General features: G+C 65.1%; 15 protein-coding genes. 10 read left to right on the top strand and 5 right to left on the bottom strand.

Translation table 11 applies throughout. The features are described 5' to 3' along the window. Nucleotides 1-23 precede the first annotated feature (23 nt). From M2361_RS18915 to M2361_RS18895, 5 genes are read right to left on the bottom strand one after another with little or no spacing between them, the layout of a single operon-like run. Entirely contained in the window at nucleotides 24-407 is a 384-nt protein-coding gene (locus M2361_RS18915; RefSeq protein WP_100853746.1) for a DUF4150 domain-containing protein, read from the bottom strand. A 24-nt stretch (nucleotides 408-431) separates the two neighbouring features. Next, nucleotides 432-1,490, bottom strand: coding sequence for a pentapeptide repeat-containing protein (locus tag M2361_RS18910; protein WP_259251174.1), 1,059 nt, complete (start codon nucleotides 1,488-1,490; stop codon nucleotides 432-434). After that, nucleotides 1,487-4,114: a DUF2169 domain-containing protein gene (locus tag M2361_RS18905; RefSeq protein ID WP_259251173.1), complete on the bottom strand. Its 2,628-nt coding sequence runs from the start codon at nucleotides 4,112-4,114 to the stop codon at nucleotides 1,487-1,489. The genes M2361_RS18910 and M2361_RS18905 overlap by 4 nt, the downstream gene beginning before the upstream one ends. Nucleotides 4,115-4,117: 3 nt before the next feature. Continuing rightward, nucleotides 4,118-4,528 carry a hypothetical protein gene (locus M2361_RS18900; protein ID WP_259251172.1) on the bottom strand — a complete coding sequence of 137 codons (411 nt, stop codon included), beginning with the start codon at nucleotides 4,526-4,528 and terminating at the stop codon, nucleotides 4,118-4,120. Nucleotides 4,529-4,535: 7 nt separating this feature from the next. Then, a complete protein-coding gene (locus M2361_RS18895) occupies nucleotides 4,536-6,923 on the bottom strand; it encodes a type VI secretion system Vgr family protein (protein WP_259251171.1) in 2,388 nt (795 codons plus the stop codon). A 523-nt stretch (nucleotides 6,924-7,446) separates the two neighbouring features. Between M2361_RS18895 and tssA the strand changes: the two genes are divergently transcribed. The 10 genes from tssA to tssH are packed head-to-tail and all read left to right on the top strand — an operon-like array spanning nucleotide 7,447 to nucleotide 18,948. Further along, entirely contained in the window at nucleotides 7,447-8,526 is a 1,080-nt protein-coding gene (gene tssA, locus M2361_RS18890) for a type VI secretion system protein TssA (RefSeq protein WP_404976413.1), read from the top strand. Between the two features lie 39 nt (nucleotides 8,527-8,565). Further along, complete coding sequence (tssB, locus tag M2361_RS18885; RefSeq protein ID WP_259251169.1) at nucleotides 8,566-9,114, top strand: type VI secretion system contractile sheath small subunit; 549 nt, start codon at nucleotides 8,566-8,568, stop codon at nucleotides 9,112-9,114. 29 nt (nucleotides 9,115-9,143) lie between these two features. Continuing rightward, complete coding sequence (gene tssC / locus M2361_RS18880; RefSeq protein WP_259251168.1) at nucleotides 9,144-10,646, top strand: type VI secretion system contractile sheath large subunit; 1,503 nt, start codon at nucleotides 9,144-9,146, stop codon at nucleotides 10,644-10,646. Nucleotides 10,647-10,696: 50 nt separating this feature from the next. Beyond that, entirely contained in the window at nucleotides 10,697-11,182 is a 486-nt protein-coding gene (locus M2361_RS18875; RefSeq protein ID WP_167400955.1) for a type VI secretion system tube protein Hcp, read from the top strand. Nucleotides 11,183-11,194: 12 nt separating this feature from the next. Next, the gene (locus tag M2361_RS18870; RefSeq protein ID WP_259251167.1) at nucleotides 11,195-12,013 is read left to right on the top strand and encodes a type VI secretion system accessory protein TagJ; all 819 of its coding nucleotides are present in this window, start codon (nucleotides 11,195-11,197) and stop codon (nucleotides 12,011-12,013) included. Beyond that, a complete protein-coding gene (gene tssE, locus M2361_RS18865; protein ID WP_259251166.1) occupies nucleotides 12,013-12,573 on the top strand; it encodes a type VI secretion system baseplate subunit TssE in 561 nt (186 codons plus the stop codon). The genes M2361_RS18870 and tssE overlap by 1 nt, the downstream gene beginning before the upstream one ends. Then, entirely contained in the window at nucleotides 12,573-14,519 is a 1,947-nt protein-coding gene (gene tssF, locus M2361_RS18860; protein ID WP_259251165.1) for a type VI secretion system baseplate subunit TssF, read from the top strand. The genes tssE and tssF overlap by 1 nt, the downstream gene beginning before the upstream one ends. A 30-nt stretch (nucleotides 14,520-14,549) precedes the next feature. Next, nucleotides 14,550-15,203 (top strand): DUF3540 domain-containing protein, encoded by a 654-nt coding sequence (locus M2361_RS18855; protein WP_259251164.1) that lies wholly within the window; start codon nucleotides 14,550-14,552, stop codon nucleotides 15,201-15,203. A gap of 4 nt (nucleotides 15,204-15,207) precedes the next feature. Continuing rightward, complete coding sequence (gene tssG / locus M2361_RS18850; protein WP_259251163.1) at nucleotides 15,208-16,314, top strand: type VI secretion system baseplate subunit TssG; 1,107 nt, start codon at nucleotides 15,208-15,210, stop codon at nucleotides 16,312-16,314. Between the two features lie 15 nt (nucleotides 16,315-16,329). After that, nucleotides 16,330-18,948, top strand: a complete 2,619-nt coding sequence (tssH, locus tag M2361_RS18845) for a type VI secretion system ATPase TssH (protein WP_259251162.1) — start codon at nucleotides 16,330-16,332, stop codon at nucleotides 18,946-18,948. Nucleotides 18,949-18,957: the final 9 nt, after the last annotated feature.

Genomic DNA, 18,957 nt, shown 5'->3' with positions numbered 1-18,957 from the left:
CTGCTGCCAGCCGCCCGAATGCGTCACGCCGCCAAGGCAAACATCGACTTCTGCGGCGTGGCCGCCTTGAAACCCGGCGCATTGATCGTGTTCTGCAAGGTAAGGCTGGTTACGCGCACCAGCGGCGCGGCACGCACCAGCACCGTGAACGCCCCGGTCATGTAGCGCGCCCGACCCATAAAGGTCTGCGAGATCAGGCCGCCGCCCACACCAGCCGTATCGCCGAGCGTCACCGGTATGGTCGTGACCATGTTGTGCATCGGCATGCAGCTTAGCCACACGTTCCACACCACCGGGATGCCCATGGACGACGTGGACACGTCAATGTGCGGCACCGGCGGCACCGGTGTCTTGCAGACATCGGGGAATCCCAACCCCACGCTGGGTAACTGGCAGAGCACTTGCATGGTTTCCACTCCTGTTGCGATGGGTCAAAGGCCGGCGCGTCCCGCCGACCACAGTTCGGCGTCGAGCAAGGGGGCGTCGTTGTCGATGATGCCGTGACGCTGCGACCAGCGCACCCCGCGCGTCAGCGCGCGATGCATGCGGGTGCGCAGGAACGTGGCGTCGCGCAGGTCGGCGCCGTCCAGGTCCGCCAGCGAGAAATCGGCGTCGACAAGAAGGGCGCCGCGAAAGTCCGTGTTGGCACAACGCGCGCGCTGAAAAATGCACAGGCCCAGGCTTGCGCCCTGGAAGGTGGCGCCGTCCAGTGTGGCCTCGGCCCAGATGGCGCCGTCAAAGCGGCCGCCTTGCAGGTCGGCTCCGCTTAAATCGGCCAGGGGAAACAGCGCCTGCGGCGCGCAAGCACCGGCAAAGCGCGCACCCCGCAACGACGAGCCCTTGAAGCCCGACTGGCGCAAATCGCATTGACGAAAGTCCGCCGCGTCCAGTTGGCAATCCGTGAAATGGCACAGCGCAAAGGCTTGCCCCGCGACGTTCTGCGCCGACAGATTGCATTCCGTGAACATGGTGCTGGCCGCGTTCACGCCGGTCAGCGTCACGCCGTGCAGGTCCAGTTGATGGAACAGGGTGTAGCTGAATTGCGCTTGCGTCAGATCGGCGTTCGCGAATGCTCCGCGCGAGAACACCGAGCGTTCCACACGAGCCGCCCGCAACGACGCGCCCGCCAGTGAGGTCGCGGTGAAAGACGCTTCATGAAGCGTGGCTTGATCCAGCCTGGCGCCCTCCAGATCACATTCGGTGAAGCTCGTGCCATGGAAGTTGCCGCCGCTGCACGTCGCGCCTGGCGCGCGACAGCGGAGCAGGCGCGCCGTATCCAGGTTGGCGCCGTCGGCTTCCCAGCGCGTCATGTCGCAACTGATGAACTGGCTGTCCTGCAACTGGCAGCCGCTCATTTTCGCACCCGTGAAGTCCACGTGATCGAAGAACGCGCCGGCCAGATCCTGCCCGCGCAGATCGGCACCCGCCAAACTGAGGTGTTGGATCGGCTCGCCATGGCGCACGCTGTCCAGCAGCTTGTCGAGGTTCATGCGGGGTGCTCCGGCTGTCTGGCGGGCCAGCGCTTCGCGCCTTGTGTGTAGGTGTGGTCCAGCCCGGTGCTGTCGTCCATCCGAGTCTGTGCGACATCGGCGCGGAAGAAATTCGCGCCCGTGAGATCGGCGCGCAGAAAGATGGCCTTGCCCAGCAAGCCGTTGATCAGGTTGGCGTCGCGCAGGCGGGCACCGGTGAAATCCGCGCGCACAAAGTGCGTGTCGGGGGCGGTCAGGCCGCTAAGATCGGCGTCTTGCAACAGGCACTCGGAAAAGTCGCAGGCGTTCAGGGTGGCGCCGCGCAGGTCGGCCCCCGTCAAGGTGGCGCCGCGTGCGCTGCCGTGCTTGAACTGCATGCCGCGCAACCGCGCGCCCGCTAGCTCGACGCGGCCCGCGAAGGCGCAGCCGTCCAGCGTGGCGGCCTCCATGCTGAAGCGGCCGGAAAAGCCAGCATCCATGAAGCTCACGCGCACCAGCGCCGCGCCGGTAAAGTCGGCGTTGGCGAGCGCACCTTGCATGAACACGCATTGATCCAGCCGCGCCTTGAAAAAGCGGCAGTCCTCGAACGTGGCGCTCATCGCTGCCCATTGGTGAAAGCTCGCGCGGCCGAAGTCGCAACGTATCAGCCGCGCCTGATGCAAGCGTCCCAACTGCCAGGCGCTATCAACAAAATTGCAGTCTTTGCAGTGGGCGTGGTCCCACGTGCACTCCTTGATCTGGGCCTTTGCAAAGTTCGTGTTCACGCATTGCGCGCGGCCCAGGTTGGTGCGCGTCAGGTTCGCGTCGGACAGGCTTGTGCGGGTCATGTCGGCGCCGGTCAGGACCGCATCCGTCAGGTCGCAGCCATCCAGCCGCGCATCCACGAGTTTCGCGCCCGCGAAAATCGCGCGTTGGAAGTTGGCGTTGGACAGGTCCATGCCTGAAAGATCCGCGCCGGTCAGATTCATGTCGCGACAGTCCCGGCTGGTTTTCAACTGCGCTTCCAGCTTGCGGCGCGTGCGCTGCGCGCGCAACGGCGGCATGGGCGGGGGCGGCGCGAAATGGTGCGCGGACTGCTGATACGCCTGGTGAACCTGCGGGCCCAGCGTGTCGGCCAATGGCGGCTGCGTTCCTTCGCTGTCCGCCGAGGTGCGTCCGGCCTGTGCATGCGGGCTGGCGTCGAATTCGGCGATGTGCCGTTTGATCTTGCGGGGATCGAAACCCGACGGTAGCTTGCCATCCGCGTCTTGCCGACGCAGCGCGTCCATGTCCACGCCGGCCACCTCGGCCATCTGCGGCAAGTTGGGATCAGCCAGCGCGCGCGCCCCTGGCCCGCCAGACAGGCGCTTGGCGGCTTCCAGCTCTTCCTGCATGCGCAGAATGGTCTGCGGCAGATCGGCAAGCCGGGGCGCCGTGGGCGGCGGGTCCAGCGGGACCATGTACCGATCCGGGTCCAGGCCCTGCGCCAATAGTGACTCACGTTCGCGCGCGTGGCGGCGTGCCAGCCCGGCGTGCACGTTCTTGTTGGTGGGACGCACGGCCACGGCTTGCGCATCGCCTTCCAGTTGCCCGCCGCAAAGATCTTCGGGCACGAGCTGCGAGTCCAGCAAGGCGTAGACGGAGCCTAACTCCGGGTTCAGGCGTTGCCGCGCCACGTCTTCATAATGGGCAAGCGCTTTCGGCTGATCCACGTGTTCCAGCGCGGGCATGATGAGGCGGATATCCGCCGCGTCATCTTCTTGCACATGAACTGCGCCATGCCACATCAACACCATCTTCGTGTGGTCGGGAAAAAACCACGCGGTGGTCAGGCGCAGCGACACGTCTTCAAGCGCGCTGCCGTCGGCGTGGCGGCTGACAAAACAGTGCGCGCGCCAGTGGGGAAGGTGGCCGCGCAGCACCGGCTGTTGCGGGTGCAGGTTCCACAGCGCGTAGTCCGTGCCGCCGGCAAGCTCGGCGTTGGCCGGCCCCCATTGGTCGGGTGGCGCGGCGTTGAAGAAGCGCCAGTCCATGTCGCGCGCGAAGCCGGGGAAGTCGTGCTCCAGCCATTCCTGCCCGTAGTCGCGGCCCATATGCGATGCCCGTTGCGGCCATTCCACGGGCAACGCGCCAAAGCCCGCGGGCGCCACACGCTGGCCGGGGGCACTGATGCGCTGCAAGGGATGTTCGATGTTCGGCAACCGGCGCGCGCGCACGCCATTGATGGTTTCGTCGTGCGCGCCGATGCCCAAGGGGTTTTCGGCAACGTCCGGGCCACCATAGGCGCGGCTCCAGTCCAGGCGCATGCGAGCGAAAGGCTGCGGCGCCGTCGCCTTGCCATCGATCCAGTAGCGGTCGCCAAAAACCAGCAATGACTTATCGATGGCGCCCACCTGCACGCGCACGCCGCACGCGCCGGGTTGCTTGGCGTCATGCGGGTAGGCATGGCCCGAGACCAGCACTTCCGGGTACTGCTTGGGCGTGGCCAGGTCCAGCGCGCCGATGCCTTCTTCAGCGGCAAGCTTCCACAGGTCCTGGTCGCTCAACAAGGTGGGGGATTGCGCGATGTCGACCAAGGCGAAGACGCACACGCCCAGCACGTCGCGGCGCTGACTACGATACGGCCGCGTAAGAATGCCCAGGCGGAAAGGCTTGATGGTCTTCATGCGTTATCCGGTGGGCTGATCAATGGCGACTTCATGCGTGGCCCCATCATCCTGAACGCGCACCTGCACGGTCTTGCCCACGCCGAACTCCGCCAGGTGCAGCGGCGATAGCGGCACGCGCACCGTGCGGATCAAGGCCGGCGTGGTGGCGGTGGCGGCCACGTCCAGATCCAGCTCGATGATGAAATACAGCGACTCGCCAATGCGGGTGCGCGTGTCGCGCGCAGCGGTCACGCGCGCGGTGCTGGCCACGCCGGTGGCGCGCACGGTGTCGAGGCGCTGCGCGTCCGCGCGCCCCGTTGCCCGGCGCTTGCGTTCGCGCCGAAGCATGAACATCGCCTGCGCGCCCGATAACAGCAAGCCCAGCACCACCCACTTTCCCCAATCCGGCCAGGCGGTCACGAAGTCGGACATGGGCGCCTCAGATGATGGTCCACAGGCCGACCATGGATGCGCCCAGGCCCACTTGTTCTGCCTTCTGCATATCAAAGGCGTAGCTGGACCCGGTTGTGCGGTACGACACCAACTGGCCGATGCTGCTGACCGCGGCGTAGTTCGTGAACGACAAATTCAACATGACCGTGGTGCGGAACAGCGCGACGCGATGCAGCCCGAATTCCGCCTTGGCCACCGCCAGGCCGATAGAAAACGGCGTGGCTTGCAGCCAGCTTTCTTTCGACAGGTCCTTGACGTTGGCGGCGTCCATCACGACATCCGCCGGGGTTTCCAGGGTGATGTTGCCCTTGGCCTTGACCGTCACCGTGGAACCTTCCGATTCCATGTGCGCCTTGCCTTTGGACTTGATGTCCATCGTGGCGGTTTCCGACTGCACCAGCATCGCGGTCTTGGCTTTCACGTCCATGTTCGCGTCGGTGGACAACACTTCAACCTTGCCCTTGGCCTTCTCGGTCAGCGTGCCTTCCTTGACGTGATGCAGCGAGTCGCCGCTGTTGACGTAGACCTGTTGGCCCGTCTTCAACGTTTCCTTGAACAGCCCCGTGACCTCGCGTTCTTCGCCCTTGGCGGCCACGGTGGTCTTCAAACCGTTGTCGAACTTCTCATCCATCAGGCCGTCTTTCACGTTGACCGTGCGCGATGCCTTGACGGTGTATTCCTCGTGTCCCGTGACGAAGACGTCGCGGCGCTTGCCGACTTTCAAGTTGTCGGTGCCGGTGATGTTGATGTCGCGAAAGCCGCCGATCTTGGTGGTGTCGTTCTCGCCGATCGTCGTGCTGCGGTTCAGGTCCGTCGTGTGCGTTTCGTTGGCTTCGACCTCGGTGCATAGCTCGCGCTCGGCGTGCAGCCAGATGCGTTCGCAGCCGCTCTTGTCTTCAAACATCAGCGCATTCGCGGTGGCGGGCGTGCCGCTTTTCGAGCGGCTCAAGAAACCGCTTTGCGTGGCGTTGTCGGGCAGGTCCCACGGCGGCAGGTTGTTCGCGTTGAAGACGCGCCCGATCACGATGGGACGGTCGGGCTGCCCGCCAATGAAATCCACGATCACTTCGTCGCGTATGCGCGGCAGTTGGATGCCGCCAAAGCCCCCGCCGGCCCATGGGCTGGACACACGCACCCAGCACGAACTGTTTTCGTCTTTCTTGCCGTAGCGGTCCCAATGAAACTGCACTTTGACGCGGCCCATCTTGTCGGTCCAGATTTCCTCGCCCTGCTTGCCCACCACCGTCGCAGTCTGTGGCCCGTGTGTGCGGGGAATCGGCGTGATGCGCGGCGCGCGAAACTGCGTGCTGGAGGGCAACACAACGAATTCTAGATCAAAGTCACCCGGATCGATCTGGCCGCTGGCGTAGCCCGTTTCACGGATGCGGTAGTAGATGCTGACGACGAGGTACTCGCGGTTCTCGGCTTGCCGCGGATGGTTGCGCAGCGTGAAAAGATGCCCGGTGGAAAGCCCGCGCGCGTTCGACGCCCCAGTGCTTTGTTCCTGCCGGCATTGCAGGTCTTGCAGACGCACGCGCGTGTAGTGTTCGGCGTCGTCGGGGTTGGTGTAGCCGCCCTGCCATTCGTACATTTCCAGATCGCCGTGGTCATAGGCGCCGGGATTGTTGCGCCGCGCTTCCAGGCTGGCGGCGGGCGTTAGCGGGTGGTAGTCGGTGGTGGCGAACGCGCCGGGGGTGATCTGCTCGGCCACTTCCCATTTGTGGATGTAGTCTTCGCGCGGAACGGTGATGCGGTCGGGGCCGTAATAGGGAATCTGCTCGTAGTCAGGCACGGGTTCGTGCTGCGTGATGTCGTCGGTCAGCACCAGCGTGTGCTTGCCCTTGTCGTGTTTGAACCAGAAGTAAATGCCTTCGTGTTCCATCAGGCGGCAGATGAAGGCGTAGTCGGTTTCCTGGTACTGCACGCAGTATTCCCAATTGCGATACGTCTCCGTCAGCTTGAACTCGACGGGGTAGCTGTAGTCCTTGAGCACCTCGCGGATCACGTCGGGCACGTTCTTGTTCTGGAAGATCTTGTTGTCCGACGTTTGCGTCAGGTACCAGAGCCACGGCCGCACCGTGGCGCGGTAGATGGTGTAGCGCGACGTGTTGTTCTCGCGGCCCACCAGCACGCAGCGGGTGATGTGTCCGCTGAGATAGCGCGGTGCGCCCGGCGTGGTCTCGATCTCGAGCGTCAGCGGTTTGCCAAGCAGCGATTTCATGTCCAGCGAATAAGACTCCGAGACCAGCTCGACTTCAAATTCAAATAGCTGCGACAGGCTCTCCGCGCCGTGCATGCCGCGAAACTTCAATTGCTCTGGCGGCAAGGGCGTATGCGCCTTGACGACGCGTTCGCTTGGCACGGTGCGGTCCATCTCATCGTCTCCTTATGAGAATTCAAAGCTGCTGCGCTTGCTGCTACGAGTGTTGCGCGAGCACGCAAATGGCGCGCGCCGCATTGACTGCAATGTGAGGGCCGGCCACGTCATGGACCGCTTGCAAAAGGGCGGGTGCCGCCGTGATGACGGGAGCACCGATGCCGGGGATATCTGTCTCTGTATCTACTGACGCGCCGGTCTGTCGCCAGCGTGAGCGCCGATTGTAGGCAGCGTGCAAAGCGGGCGAGAAGCGCAAACACATGCTTTTGTGTTTTTTACGGTTCGGTAACAACGCTTGCGCCGACACCCCTGTCGCGTAAGGAGTATGTCAAAACATCAGTACAGCAGGGCGAAAAGTGTGCATTTGTTTAGTGCTTGTTAGCTGGTTGTAAGAAAAATCTGAAGTTGTGAGTTGTTCGTTGCATGCGGAAAGACGTGCCTAGAATTCTCCCTTCCGTGAAGCAGCGCGGAGCGTAGTGGTTGGTTCCAGGCAGCATCCCCAGGCATCTAAGCAATGACTATGGACTTCGCCGATATCCTCAATACACTCGATTCACGTCTGCCCTGCGGGGAAGACCTTGAATACGACGCTGACTTCCTGCAGTTGCAGCGAGCCGCGGCCGGCCGGGACGAACAGCAGTTCGGCTCGACCATCATCGCCGCGCAGCCGCCTGACTGGCGCGAGGTCGAACGCCTGGCCCGCGCGCTGCTTGAACGCACGCGAGACCTGCGCGTGATCGGCCTGTTGACCTGTGCATGGACCGAGATCCGCGGCCTGCCGGGTTACGCAGACGGGCTGGCGCTGGCCGTCGACACCCTGGAACGCTATTGGGAACCCGTGCATCCGCGCCTGGATAGCGTGGGCGAAGACGATCCGATGCCGCGCATGAACGCGCTGGCGGCGTTTGGCGATATGCAGGGCTGCGCGCGCAGCGTGCGCTCGGCGAGCCTGGTCAATGGTGTGCATGGGCAACTGTCCTTGCGTGATACCGAGGCGCTGCTGGATGGCAGCCGCCAGGATGCCGATTGCTATCCGGGCGGGCGTCCCCGCGTGGTCGCGCGCCTGCGCGACGCCTGGGCGCAACGTGAAGCCGATGTGCTGGCGCTGGCGTCCGCCGCGGATGCGCTGCGGCGCATACAGAAATTGGTGACGGACAAATTGGGCCCCACGTGGACGCCGGATTACACCGCTGTCCTGCGCACGCTGAACGTCGTGCTGGATGCCGCGCGCGATGGGCCGCAGGTGTCCTCTGATGCAGCCGGAATGTCTGCGCCGCCGCAAGCGGCCCCACAGGATGACTCGGCGCAGGCGCCTGACGCATCCGCCAGCGGAGCTGCACCCAACACCACACCCAACGCCGACGTGCGCTGGCAGGACGCGCGCATTCAGTCGCGGGACGACGCCATGGCCATGCTGAGCAAGGTAAGCGCGTACTTCGAGGCCAACGAGCCCGGCCACCCCGCGCCCTATCTCATCCGCCGCACCCAGCAACTCATTCCGTTGAGCTTTCACGACATCATCAAAAACCTGGCGCCCCAAGGCCTTGAGCAATTCGAGGCATGGTTGCCGCGCGACACGGAGAGCCGGCCGGATTCGTAGGGCGGGCCAGCCCCCACATAAACAAGAGGAGACAACACCATGGCGACCAGCCTGAAAGGAAGCGGCCAGAAGTTCATTGCCAGAAACCGCGCGCCGCGTGTGCAGATCGAGTACGACGTGGAGATCTACGGCGCGGAGCGCAAGATCCAATTGCCCTTCGTGATGGGCGTGCTGGCCGACCTGGCCGGCAAGTCCGAAACGCCCCAGCCCGAAGTGGGCGAGCGCAAGTTCCTGGACATCGATATCGACAACTTCGATGAACGCATGCGTTCGATTCAACCGCGCGCGGCGTTCCAGGTAGACAACACGCTGACCGGCGAAGGCAACTTGAACGTTGATATCACGTTCGAGAGCATCGACGATTTCTCGCCGGCCACGGTTGCCAAGAAAGTCGGGGCGTTGAACGAGCTGTTGAGCGCGCGGACCCAACTGGCCAACTTGCTGACCTACATGGATGGCAAGTCGGGCGCCGAGGAACTGATCGGCAACGTACTCAAGAACCCCGCGCTGATGAACGCGCTGGCGGCGGCACCCAAGCCTGAAGCACCGCCCGCATCCGACCCCGCCGCCACGGACCCGGCCGCCTAGTTCCGCTTGAACCGTTTTCGGAGAATGCCATGACCGCAGTGGCCAAACGCGCGGACGCGCGCGCTGTCGACACCCTGGAGGCCGACGACCTGTCCGCGCTCCTGAAGAAAGAGTTCAAACCCAAGACCGAGCAGGCGCGCGAGGCGGTGGAACACGCCGTGCGCACGCTGGCGCATCAGGCGCTTGAGAACAGCGGCGTCGGGCTGTCGTCGGATGCCTACCGCACCATCCAGGCGATCATCGCCGAGATCGACCGCAAGCTGTCCGAACAAATCAACCGGGTGATGCACCACCCCGAATTTCAACAGCTTGAAGGCGCGTGGCGTGGCCTGCATTACCTGGTCACCAACACCGAAACCGACGAGCTGTTGAAGATCCGCGTGATGAGTATCTCGAAGGCGGAGCTGGGGCGCACGCTCAAGCGCCACAAGGGTGTGGGCTGGGACCAAAGCCCCATCTTCAAGCGCGTGTACGAAGAGGAGTATGGCCAGTTCGGCGGCGAGCCCATCGGCTGCCTGGTGGGCGACTACCACTTCGACCACAGTCCGCCCGATGTGGAACTGCTGGGCGAGATTGCCAAGATCTCGTCCGCCGCGCATTGCCCCTTCATTGCCGGCGCATCGCCCAACGTGATGCAGATGGATTCGTGGCAGGAACTGGCCAACCCGCGCGACCTGACCAAGATCTTCACCAACACCGAATACGCCGCCTGGCGCAGCCTGCGCGAGTCCGAGGACTCGCGCTACATCGGGCTGGCGATGCCGCGCTTCCTGGCCCGCCTGCCTTATGGCGCGCGCACCAATCCGGTGGACGAGTTCGACTTTGACGAAGACACCGACGGCGCCAACCACGACCGCTACACCTGGGCCAATTCCGCTTACGCGATGGCGGCGAACGTGAACCGCTCGTTCAAGTTGTACGGCTGGTGCACGTCGATCCGAGGCGTGGAGTCTGGCGGCGCGGTGGAAAACCTGCCCTGCCACAGCTTTCCCAGCGATGACGGCGGCGTGGACATGAAGTGCCCGACCGAAATCGCCATCAGCGATCGGCGCGAGGCCGAGTTGGCCAAGAACGGCTTCATGCCGCTGGTGCATCGCAAGAACTCCGACTTTGCCGCCTTCATCGGTGCGCAGTCCTTGCAGAAGCCGCACGAGTACTACGAGGCCGACGCATCGGCCAATGCCAAGCTGGCCGCGCGCCTGCCGTACCTGTTTGCGTGCTGCCGGTTCGCGCACTACCTGAAGTGCATCGTGCGCGACAAGATCGGCTCGTTCCGCGAACGCGATGACATGGAGCGCTGGCTGAACGACTGGATCATGAATTACGTGGATGGTGACCCGGTGAACTCGTCGCAGGAAACCAAGGCGCGCAAGCCCTTGGCGGCGGCTGAGGTGCAAGTGCAGGAAATCGAAGACAACCCGGGCTATTACTCCGCCAAGTTTTTCTTGCGGCCGCACTATCAGCTTGAAGGGCTGACGGTGTCGCTGCGGCTGGTGTCCAAGCTGCCTTCGCTTAAGCAGAACGAAGGCTGAGCCTCAGACTAGATGGGCGCAGCCGCGCCCGATAACTTCAGGAGACAGATGTGGCTGTGGATATGTTCATGAAAATCGATGGCGCCAACGGCGAATCCAAAGACGCCAACCACAAGGACTGGACGGATATCGTGTCCTTCTCGTGGGGCGCGACGCAGCCGGGCAACCTGGCCAGCGGCGGCGGCCTGGGCGCGGGCAAGGCCAGCTTCAACGACCTGCACGTGGTGGCGCGTATCGACAAGGCGGCGCCCGCCGTCATGAAGCACTGCGCCAGCGGCAAGCACCTGGGCAAGATCGAGCTGTCCATGTGCAAGGCGGGCGGCGAGCAGATCGAATATTCGAAGATCACGCTGGAAGACGTAATCGTGTCGTCGGTGCAGATCTCGGGTGACCGCAGCGCCGAAGGCGTGGTGGTGAACTTCGCGTTCCAGGCAGCCAAGGTCAAGCAGCAGTACTGGGAGCAGACCGAAAAGGGCGGCAAGGGCGCCGAAAGCCTGGTGGCTTGGGATATCAAGCAGAACAAGGAAGTCGGTTAGCGCGGAGCCTCCATGTCTATAGTTGCCGTTCCTTTCGGCGCGATCAGCCTGTCTGGCCAGTTGGACGAGGTGCAGGCGCAGATTCGCCGCCGGCCGGCCGACGCGGACTTGCGCGCGCAACTGTTTCAACTGCTGGTGGTGCAGGGGGATTGGGCGCGCGCCGCTGAACAACTGAGCGTATGTGGCGCGCTGAGTGCGCAGGCGCGGCCGATGGTGGCGCTGTACGCCAGCGCCATCGCGGCAGAGCGCGAGCGCGAAGCCGTGCTGGCGGGTCAGGGCGAGCCGGTCTTGCTGAACGAGCCCGATGCCTGGATGCAGGCTCTGATGTCGGCATTGAGCCAGGATGAGCGCGGACCCAAGGCCCAGGCCGCCGATCTGCGTGCCCAGGCCTTGCAGGACGCAACGGCGGGCGCGGGCCGGGTGCAAGGGGTCATGCAGGACGCGCCGCTGCCGTTTCAGTGGATCTGTGACGGTGACAGCCGCCTGGGACCCGTCTTCGAGTTCCTGGGCGCGGGGCGCTACGCGTGGCTGCCGTTCGCGGCGCTCAAGCGGGTGCGCCTGCTGGCGCCGGAAGGCCTGTGCGACCTGGTGTGGGCGCGCGCCGAGATCGAACTGGTTGGCGGCCGGTCGTTGCAAGGCCTGGTGCCGGCGCGCTATCCGCCCGCGCCGGGTGCTCGCATGATTGACCTGCCTGACCCCGTCAAGCTAGGGCGGGTCACCGAATGGCGGCCGCTGTATGCCGACACCTATGCGGGCGTGGGTCAGAAGATGTGGCTGACCGACGCGGGCGAATTCGCGCTGCTCGACCTTCGTAGCCTGGAGTTTGCGTGATGGGCCACGCCGACGATACCGCCCAGTGGGAACCCCTTGCTCGCACGCCGCGCACCCCGCGCGCGGCGCGGGACCGTCTTCAGCCGTCGCTGCTGGATCGCTTGATGGACAACGAGCCGGCACGTCGCCAAGAGCCGCGCGACAGCGCGATGCTCACGCATGAGCAGTTGCGCGCGGCCGTGTTGCGAGATTTGCGCTGGCTGCTGAACACGGTCAACTTGCAAACGTCGCAGGACCTGTCAGCGCATCGTCCTGTCGCCACATCGACGCTTAACTTCGGTGTGCGCGCGATGGCCGGAAAGCGCATGTCGGAGATCGACTGGATCGACGTGGAAGACTCCATCCGCAATGCGATCTCTGCGTTTGAACCGCGCATTCTGGATTCCTCGGTCGAGGTGCGCTGCGTGACGGACACGGGCACGCTGGAACACCACAACGTGTTGAGCCTAGAGATCCGGGGCATGCTGTGGTGCGTGCCGCATCCGCTTGAGTTCCTGTTCCGCACGGACATCGATCTGGAAAGCGGACACATGGATCTGCGCGATCTGGGCGGCCTCTGATGGACGCCCGTTTGCTGGACTACTACAACCGCGAGCTCGTGTATCTGCGCGAGCTGGGGGCGGAGTTCGCGCAGGCACACCCCAAGGTGGCGGGCCGTTTGGGCATGAACGCGACGGAAGTGGCGGACCCGTATGTTGAACGTCTGCTGGAAGGCTTCAGCTTTCTGACCGCGCGCATCCAGATGAAGATGGACGCGGAGTTTCCGCGCTTCTCGCAGCGCTTGCTGGAAGTGGTGTATCCCAACTACCTGGCGCCCACGCCATCGATGGCGATCGTGCAGTTTTCGCCCAGCATGAACGAGGGCACGCTGGCGGGCGGCTTTGAATTGCCGCGCGGCACGCTGCTGCGTGGCCGCGTGCCGCGTGGCGAGCAGACACCTTGCGAATTCACGACCGGGCACGCCGTGCGCCTGTGGCCCCTGCAAGTCACCCAGGCCGACTTCACTGCCGCGCCGCAGGACCTGCCGCTGGCGCGCCTGGGCCTGGCGGGCCGGGCCGGACGCGTGCTTAGCGCGCTGCGCATCCGCATCGAAATCGGCGGCGGCCAGCGCCTGGAAGACCTGGATCTTGATCAACTGGTGTTCCATCTGAACGGGCAAGATCTGCAAATGCAGCGCTTGCTGGAAGTGTTGATGGGGCACACGGTGGCGGTGCTGGGCCACGACACGGCGCGACCGGTGGCGTGGATCAACAAGTTGCCGGCTACCGCCGTGCACCACGAAGGGTTCGCGGATGACCAGGCGCTGTTGCCGGGCGATGCGCGCGTGTTCCAGGGCTATCGGCTGCTGCAGGAGTATTTCGCCTTTGCGCAGCGTTATCTGTTCTTCAGTGTGAATGGGCTAAAGGCGGGCTTGAAGACGGGGGCGAGGGCGGGCTCGAGCGCGGGCTCTCCCGGCGCGGCGCAATCGCCATCGCAAGGCACGCCGCGTGACACCCGCGCATTCGATCTGACCTTCCTGTTCTCGGTGGCCGCGCCGGAACTGGAAGGGGCGATATCGGCCGACAACCTGGCGCTGCACTGCGCGCCGGTGATCAACCTGTTCCCCAAGCGCGCGGACCGCGTGGCGATCACGCCGCGCACCTCCGAGTATCACGTGGTGGTCGATCGCAGCCGCCCCTTGGACTACGAAGTGTTCGGCGTCACGCGCGTGACGGGTCACGCCTCTGCGCAGCAACAAGAGCAGGAGTTCCGGCCGTTTTATGGATCCCTGGGCAGCGACCCGGATGACTACGGCGCGTATTTCTCCGTGCGCCGCGAGCCCCGGCTGATCTCGGACACCGCCCAGCGCAACGGCACGCGCACCGGCTACACCGGCAGCGAAGTGTTCCTGTCGCTGGTGGACCGGAACGAAGCGCCGTTCTCTGGCCAATTGCGCCATGTTTCGCTGGAAACGCTCTGCACCAATCGGGACATGGCGATGTTGTTGCCCTTGGGGACGGACACGGACATGACACTGCGTGTGTCGGCGCCCGTGCGCGCGGTGAAGGTGCTGCACGGCCCCACACGCCCCTGCGCGGCGCTGGCCGAGAACGCCGCCACCTGGCATTTGATCAGCCACCTGGGCCTGAACTACCTGAGCCTGACGGACCTGGACACGGAGCAGGGCGCGCAAACGCTGCGCGAGATGCTGCACGTCTATGGCAACTTGGCCGACCCGGTGGTGCGCAAGCATATTTCCGGCCTGCGGCACGTCAGCGCCAAGCCCGTGTATCACCGCTTGCCGGTGCCGGGGCCCATCGTGCATGGACGCGGCGTGCGCATCGCGCTGGAAGTGGACGAGGGAGCCTTTTCCGGCATCAGTCCGTATTTGTTTGGCGCCGTGCTTGAACAGTTTTTCGCGCGCCATGTCTCGATCAACATGATGTCGGAGCTGGTCTTGTCGACCCTGCAGCGCGGCGAGCTTGCCCGCTTCAAGCCCCGCATGGGACGCCGGCCCGCGGTCTAGGCCGGCGCCCCTCACGAACCGGAGCGCATGATGAAATCCGCAGTTAGCCTGAACCGTATCGCGTATGACCCCGTGCATCTGCTGGGCGAAGTGCTGCATATTGAACCCGACGGCCGCTACGCCATCGCGTGCGATGGCCGCACGTGGATTGCGCAGCGCGCCGCGAGTTGCCTGCTGGCGCCGCAACCCGGTGACGAGGTGCTGATCAGCGGGCCGGACCCATCGCGCGTGTATCTCATCGCGGTCACGGTGCAGGCCGAGCCCTTACAAACCGTGCTGGAAACGCAGGGGGACCTGGTGCTGCGGTCAACGGGCGGGGTGCGGTTAGAAAGCGCGGGCGACCTGACGTTGCAGGGCCAGGATGCCGTGCGCGTCCGTACGTCCGAATACTCGGTGGAAGCTGCCGACGAACGCCATGCCTGCAAGCGTGTGCGCATGGTTGCCGAACAGTTGCACGCCACCATCGGCGAGACGCGGCTGGTGGGCCGGAACTACGAAGCCGTGCTGGACCGCATGACGCTCATGGCGCGCCTATCGATGCGCAGCGTCAGCGAGGTAGACCAGTTGCGCGCGGGCTCCATTGATTTTCAGGCCGACCAAAGCGCGCGGCTGCATGCGTCGTACACGCTTGTGACGGGTTCCGACCTGGTCAAGGTGGACGCCAAGCAGATACACATGGGGTGACGCGGTGGACGTCACGCAACCCGTCGCCGATCAGGTTTCCCCCAGCGCCGCTGCCCCGAACGATGCGCAGGCGCAGTGGTGGCGCGCGTTGGAACGCGAGCCCTACGCGCACGACCTGTTCCATGCCTTGCGCTGGATCGACGCGCATTGTGGCGCGCGCAAGCCGCTGGGGCGCGACACGGTGGCGCGTTATGAGCCCGTGCGGTTGCGGCAAGAGCCGTCGATGGCGTTCGCGCCGTCCACCGTGGCGCGGGTGCAGGCGGCGAAGGGCGAGCGGCCCGCAGAGGTGTCGATCTACGGCTTCGGTCTGTTCGGCCCGAACGGCCCCTTGCCGCTGCATCTGACGGAACATGCCCACGAACGCATGGCGCATTACGGCGACCGCACGCTGGCCGCCTTTGCCGATGTGTTTCATCACCGGCTCATCCTGCTGTTCTACCGCGCCTGGGCCGACGCGCAAAGTACGGTCAGCCTGGACCGCAAGGATGCGCGCTTCACGCGCTATGTGGCCAGCCTGCTGCACATGGGCGAGCCGTCCATGCAGCGGCGCGATGCCGTGCTGGACCATGCCAAGTACTTCATGGCGGGGCATCTGGTGCGCCAGACCCGCAACCCGGAAGGCCTCAAGCACATCCTGCAAACGTTCTTCGGCTTGCCGGTGCGCATCCGCGAATTCGTGCCGCAATGGATACGCCTTGAGCCCGAGCAGCGGCTTGGCCTTGGCAGCGCGGTGGGTTTGGGGCGCGACACGGTGCTGGGCGTGGCGGTGCGGGATGCGCAGCACAAGTTCCGCATCGAGATCGGCCCGCTGGCCTTGGACGATTACAAGAGCTTCCTGCCGGGCGGCCCGCGCGCGCAACAACTGACGCATTGGGTCAGGCATTACATCGGTGTGGAGCTGGCCTGGGACGTGCGCCCGGTGCTGCGTGCGCAAGATGCAGGCGGCGTGCGCCTTGGCGCGCCCCGGCCGTTGGGGCTGTCGGCGTGGCTGGGCAAGCGCCGGCCCGCGCAGGGCGATGCCGACGACTTGCTGCTGGACTATGAACGCCGGGAACAAACCCCAGCACGTGGCCGCTCGCCGGCTCAACCTTCCAGGACACCAGGCGCTTGAACGCGCCATGACGCCATGTCGGATATCGGTCGTATCGAACTCTTCGGAAAGCTCAATCCGCTGCTCTACCAGGCACTGGAGGGCGCGACCGCATTCTGCAAACTGCGCGGCAACCCCTACGTGGAGCTGGTGCATTGGGTGCATCAAATTCTGCATGCCCAAGACAGCGACCTGCATCGCATCGCACGCGCGTTCGAGCTGGACCTGGGGCAATTGCAAGCCGACCTGACGGCCGAGATGGACCGCCTGCCGGCCGGCGCCGGTTCGGTGTCCGATCTGTCGGAACACATCGACCACGCCGTTGAGCGCGCGTGGGTGCTGGGATCCTTGCGTTATGGCGCGGCGCGCATCCGCAGCGGCCACCTGCTGGCCGGTCTGGTCAGGACCTACGCGCTGCGTCACGTGCTGCTGGGCATGTCGCCCCAGTTCTCGCGCATCGTGCCGGACAAGCTGCTTGAGCAGATGGATGCGATGGTGCAGGGTTCGCCGGAAGCCGCCACCGCCACGGACGTGGTTGGCGACGATGCGCCGACGCAGGGTAATGACCTGGCCGCGTTGGAGCGCTTTGCGGTTGACCTGACCGCCAAGGCCCGCGCGGGCGAGATCGACCCCGTGTCCGGCCGCGATGAAGAGATCCGCCAGATTGTCGACGTGCTGATGCGCCGCCGGCAGAACAACCCTCTGCTGGCCGGAGAGGCGGGCGTGGGCAAGACCGCCGTGGTGGAAGGCCTGGCCTTACGACTGGCCGCGGGCGATGTGCCGCCGCCCTTGCGCGATGTGTCGCTGTATCTGCTGGACATCGGCCTCTTGCAAGCGGGGGCGGGCGTGAAGGGCGAATTCGAACAACGCTTGCGCAGCGTGATCGATGAGGTCCAGGCAAGCGTGCGCCCCATCGTGCTGTTCATCGACGAGATCCACACGCTGGTGGGCGCGGGCGGCGCGGCCGGCACGGGGGACGCCGCCAACCTGCTCAAGCCCGCGTTGGCGCGTGGTCAGCTTCGCACCATCGGCGCAACTACTTGGTCGGAATACAAGAAGCATATCGAAAAGGACCCCGCGCTAAGCCGCCGATTCCAGGTGGTGCAAGTGCACGAGCCGGACGAAGCGCGCGCGTTCAACATGTTGCGCGGCCTGGCCGAGACCTTGCAGGCGCATCACGGCGTGCTGCTGCTGGACGAGGCGATCACGGCGGCGGTGAGCTTGTCGCATCGCTACATCCCTGCGCGGCAATTGCCCGACAAGGCGGTGGCATTGCTGGATACGGCCTGCGCGCGCGTGGCGATCAGCCAGCACGCCGTGCCGCCCGCGCTGGAGGATGCGCGCCGTCGCATTCAGGCGCTGGAGACCGCGCTGCGCATTGCGCGGCACGAAGTCCATCTTGGCGCGGGCGACGCGCAGCGCGTTGAACGCCTGGAGGCGGAACTGGCCGAAGCGGTGCTGGCGGAAGCGACGTTGGCGTCTGGCTGGGAGACGGAACGCGAGTTGGCGGCAAAGGTGTTCTCGCTACGCGAGACTTTGAACGCGCCGACGGCGCCGGCTTCCGAACACGCAAGCACACGGCAGGCCTTGGCCAGCGCCGCGCACGCCTTGGTCAGCGGCCAGGGCGAGGCGCCGATGATACATACCGCCGTGGACGCGGCGGCGGTGGCGGCCGTGGTGGCCGACTGGACCGGCATCCCCGTGGGCCGCATGGTGCGCGATGAGGCACACGCCGTGCTGGCCCTGGCGGACACGCTGGAAAAGCGCGTGATCGGCCAGCGTGATGCGCTGGAGGCGGTGGCGCGCCGCATCCAGACATCGCGCGCCCGGCTCACCGATCCGGGCAAGCCGGTGGGCGTGTTCCTGTTGTGCGGTCCCAGCGGCGTGGGCAAGACCGAAACCGCGCTGGCCCTGGCCGAAGCGCTGTATGGCGGTGAACAGAACCTGATCACCATCAACATGAGCGAGTTCCAGGAGTCGCACACCGTCTCCACGCTCAAGGGCGCGCCGCCGGGGTACGTGGGCTACGGCGAAGGCGGCGTGTTGACCGAGGCCGTGCGCAGGCGGCCCTATTGCGTCGTGCTGCTGGACGAAGTCGAGAAGGCGCATCCCGACGTTCATGAGATTTTCTTCCAGGTCTTCGACAAGGGCTGGATGGAAGACGGCGAAGGGCGCTACATCGATTTCCGCAACGCCGTCATCATCCTGACGTCCAACGTGGGCACGGAGCGCATCGCCGCGCTGTGCCGCGACCCGGCGCTGATGCCGGACGCCGAAGGCTTGGCGGCGGCATTGCGTGAACCCTTGTTGCAGGCGTTCCCGGCGGCGCTGCTCGGTCGACTGGTGGCCGTGCCTTACCTGCCGCTGTCGGACGACATGCTGGCGCGCATCGTGGATTTGCAGTTCGATCGCGTGCGCCGCCGCCTGCAAGAGCACCATGGCGTGGCGCTGGACGTGGCGGAGGATGCGACGGCGCTGGTCGTGGCGCGCTGCACGGAAGTGGAGTCGGGCGCGCGTATGGTGGACGCCATCCTTATCAACACCGTGTTGCCGCAGATCAGCCGCGAACTGCTGGGCGCGTCCATGCAGGACCGCAAGCTGCAAGGTGTGCGCCTATCCGCCGCTGACGGGGAGTTTCGCTATGACTACACCTAAGCGTGTCGT

Origin of the sequence: Achromobacter sp. JUb104 (assembly GCF_024806975.1) — a bacterium.
GTDB lineage: Bacteria > Pseudomonadota > Gammaproteobacteria > Burkholderiales > Burkholderiaceae_B > Achromobacter > Achromobacter spanius.
This window is presented reverse-complemented; position numbering and strand designations above follow the sequence as displayed.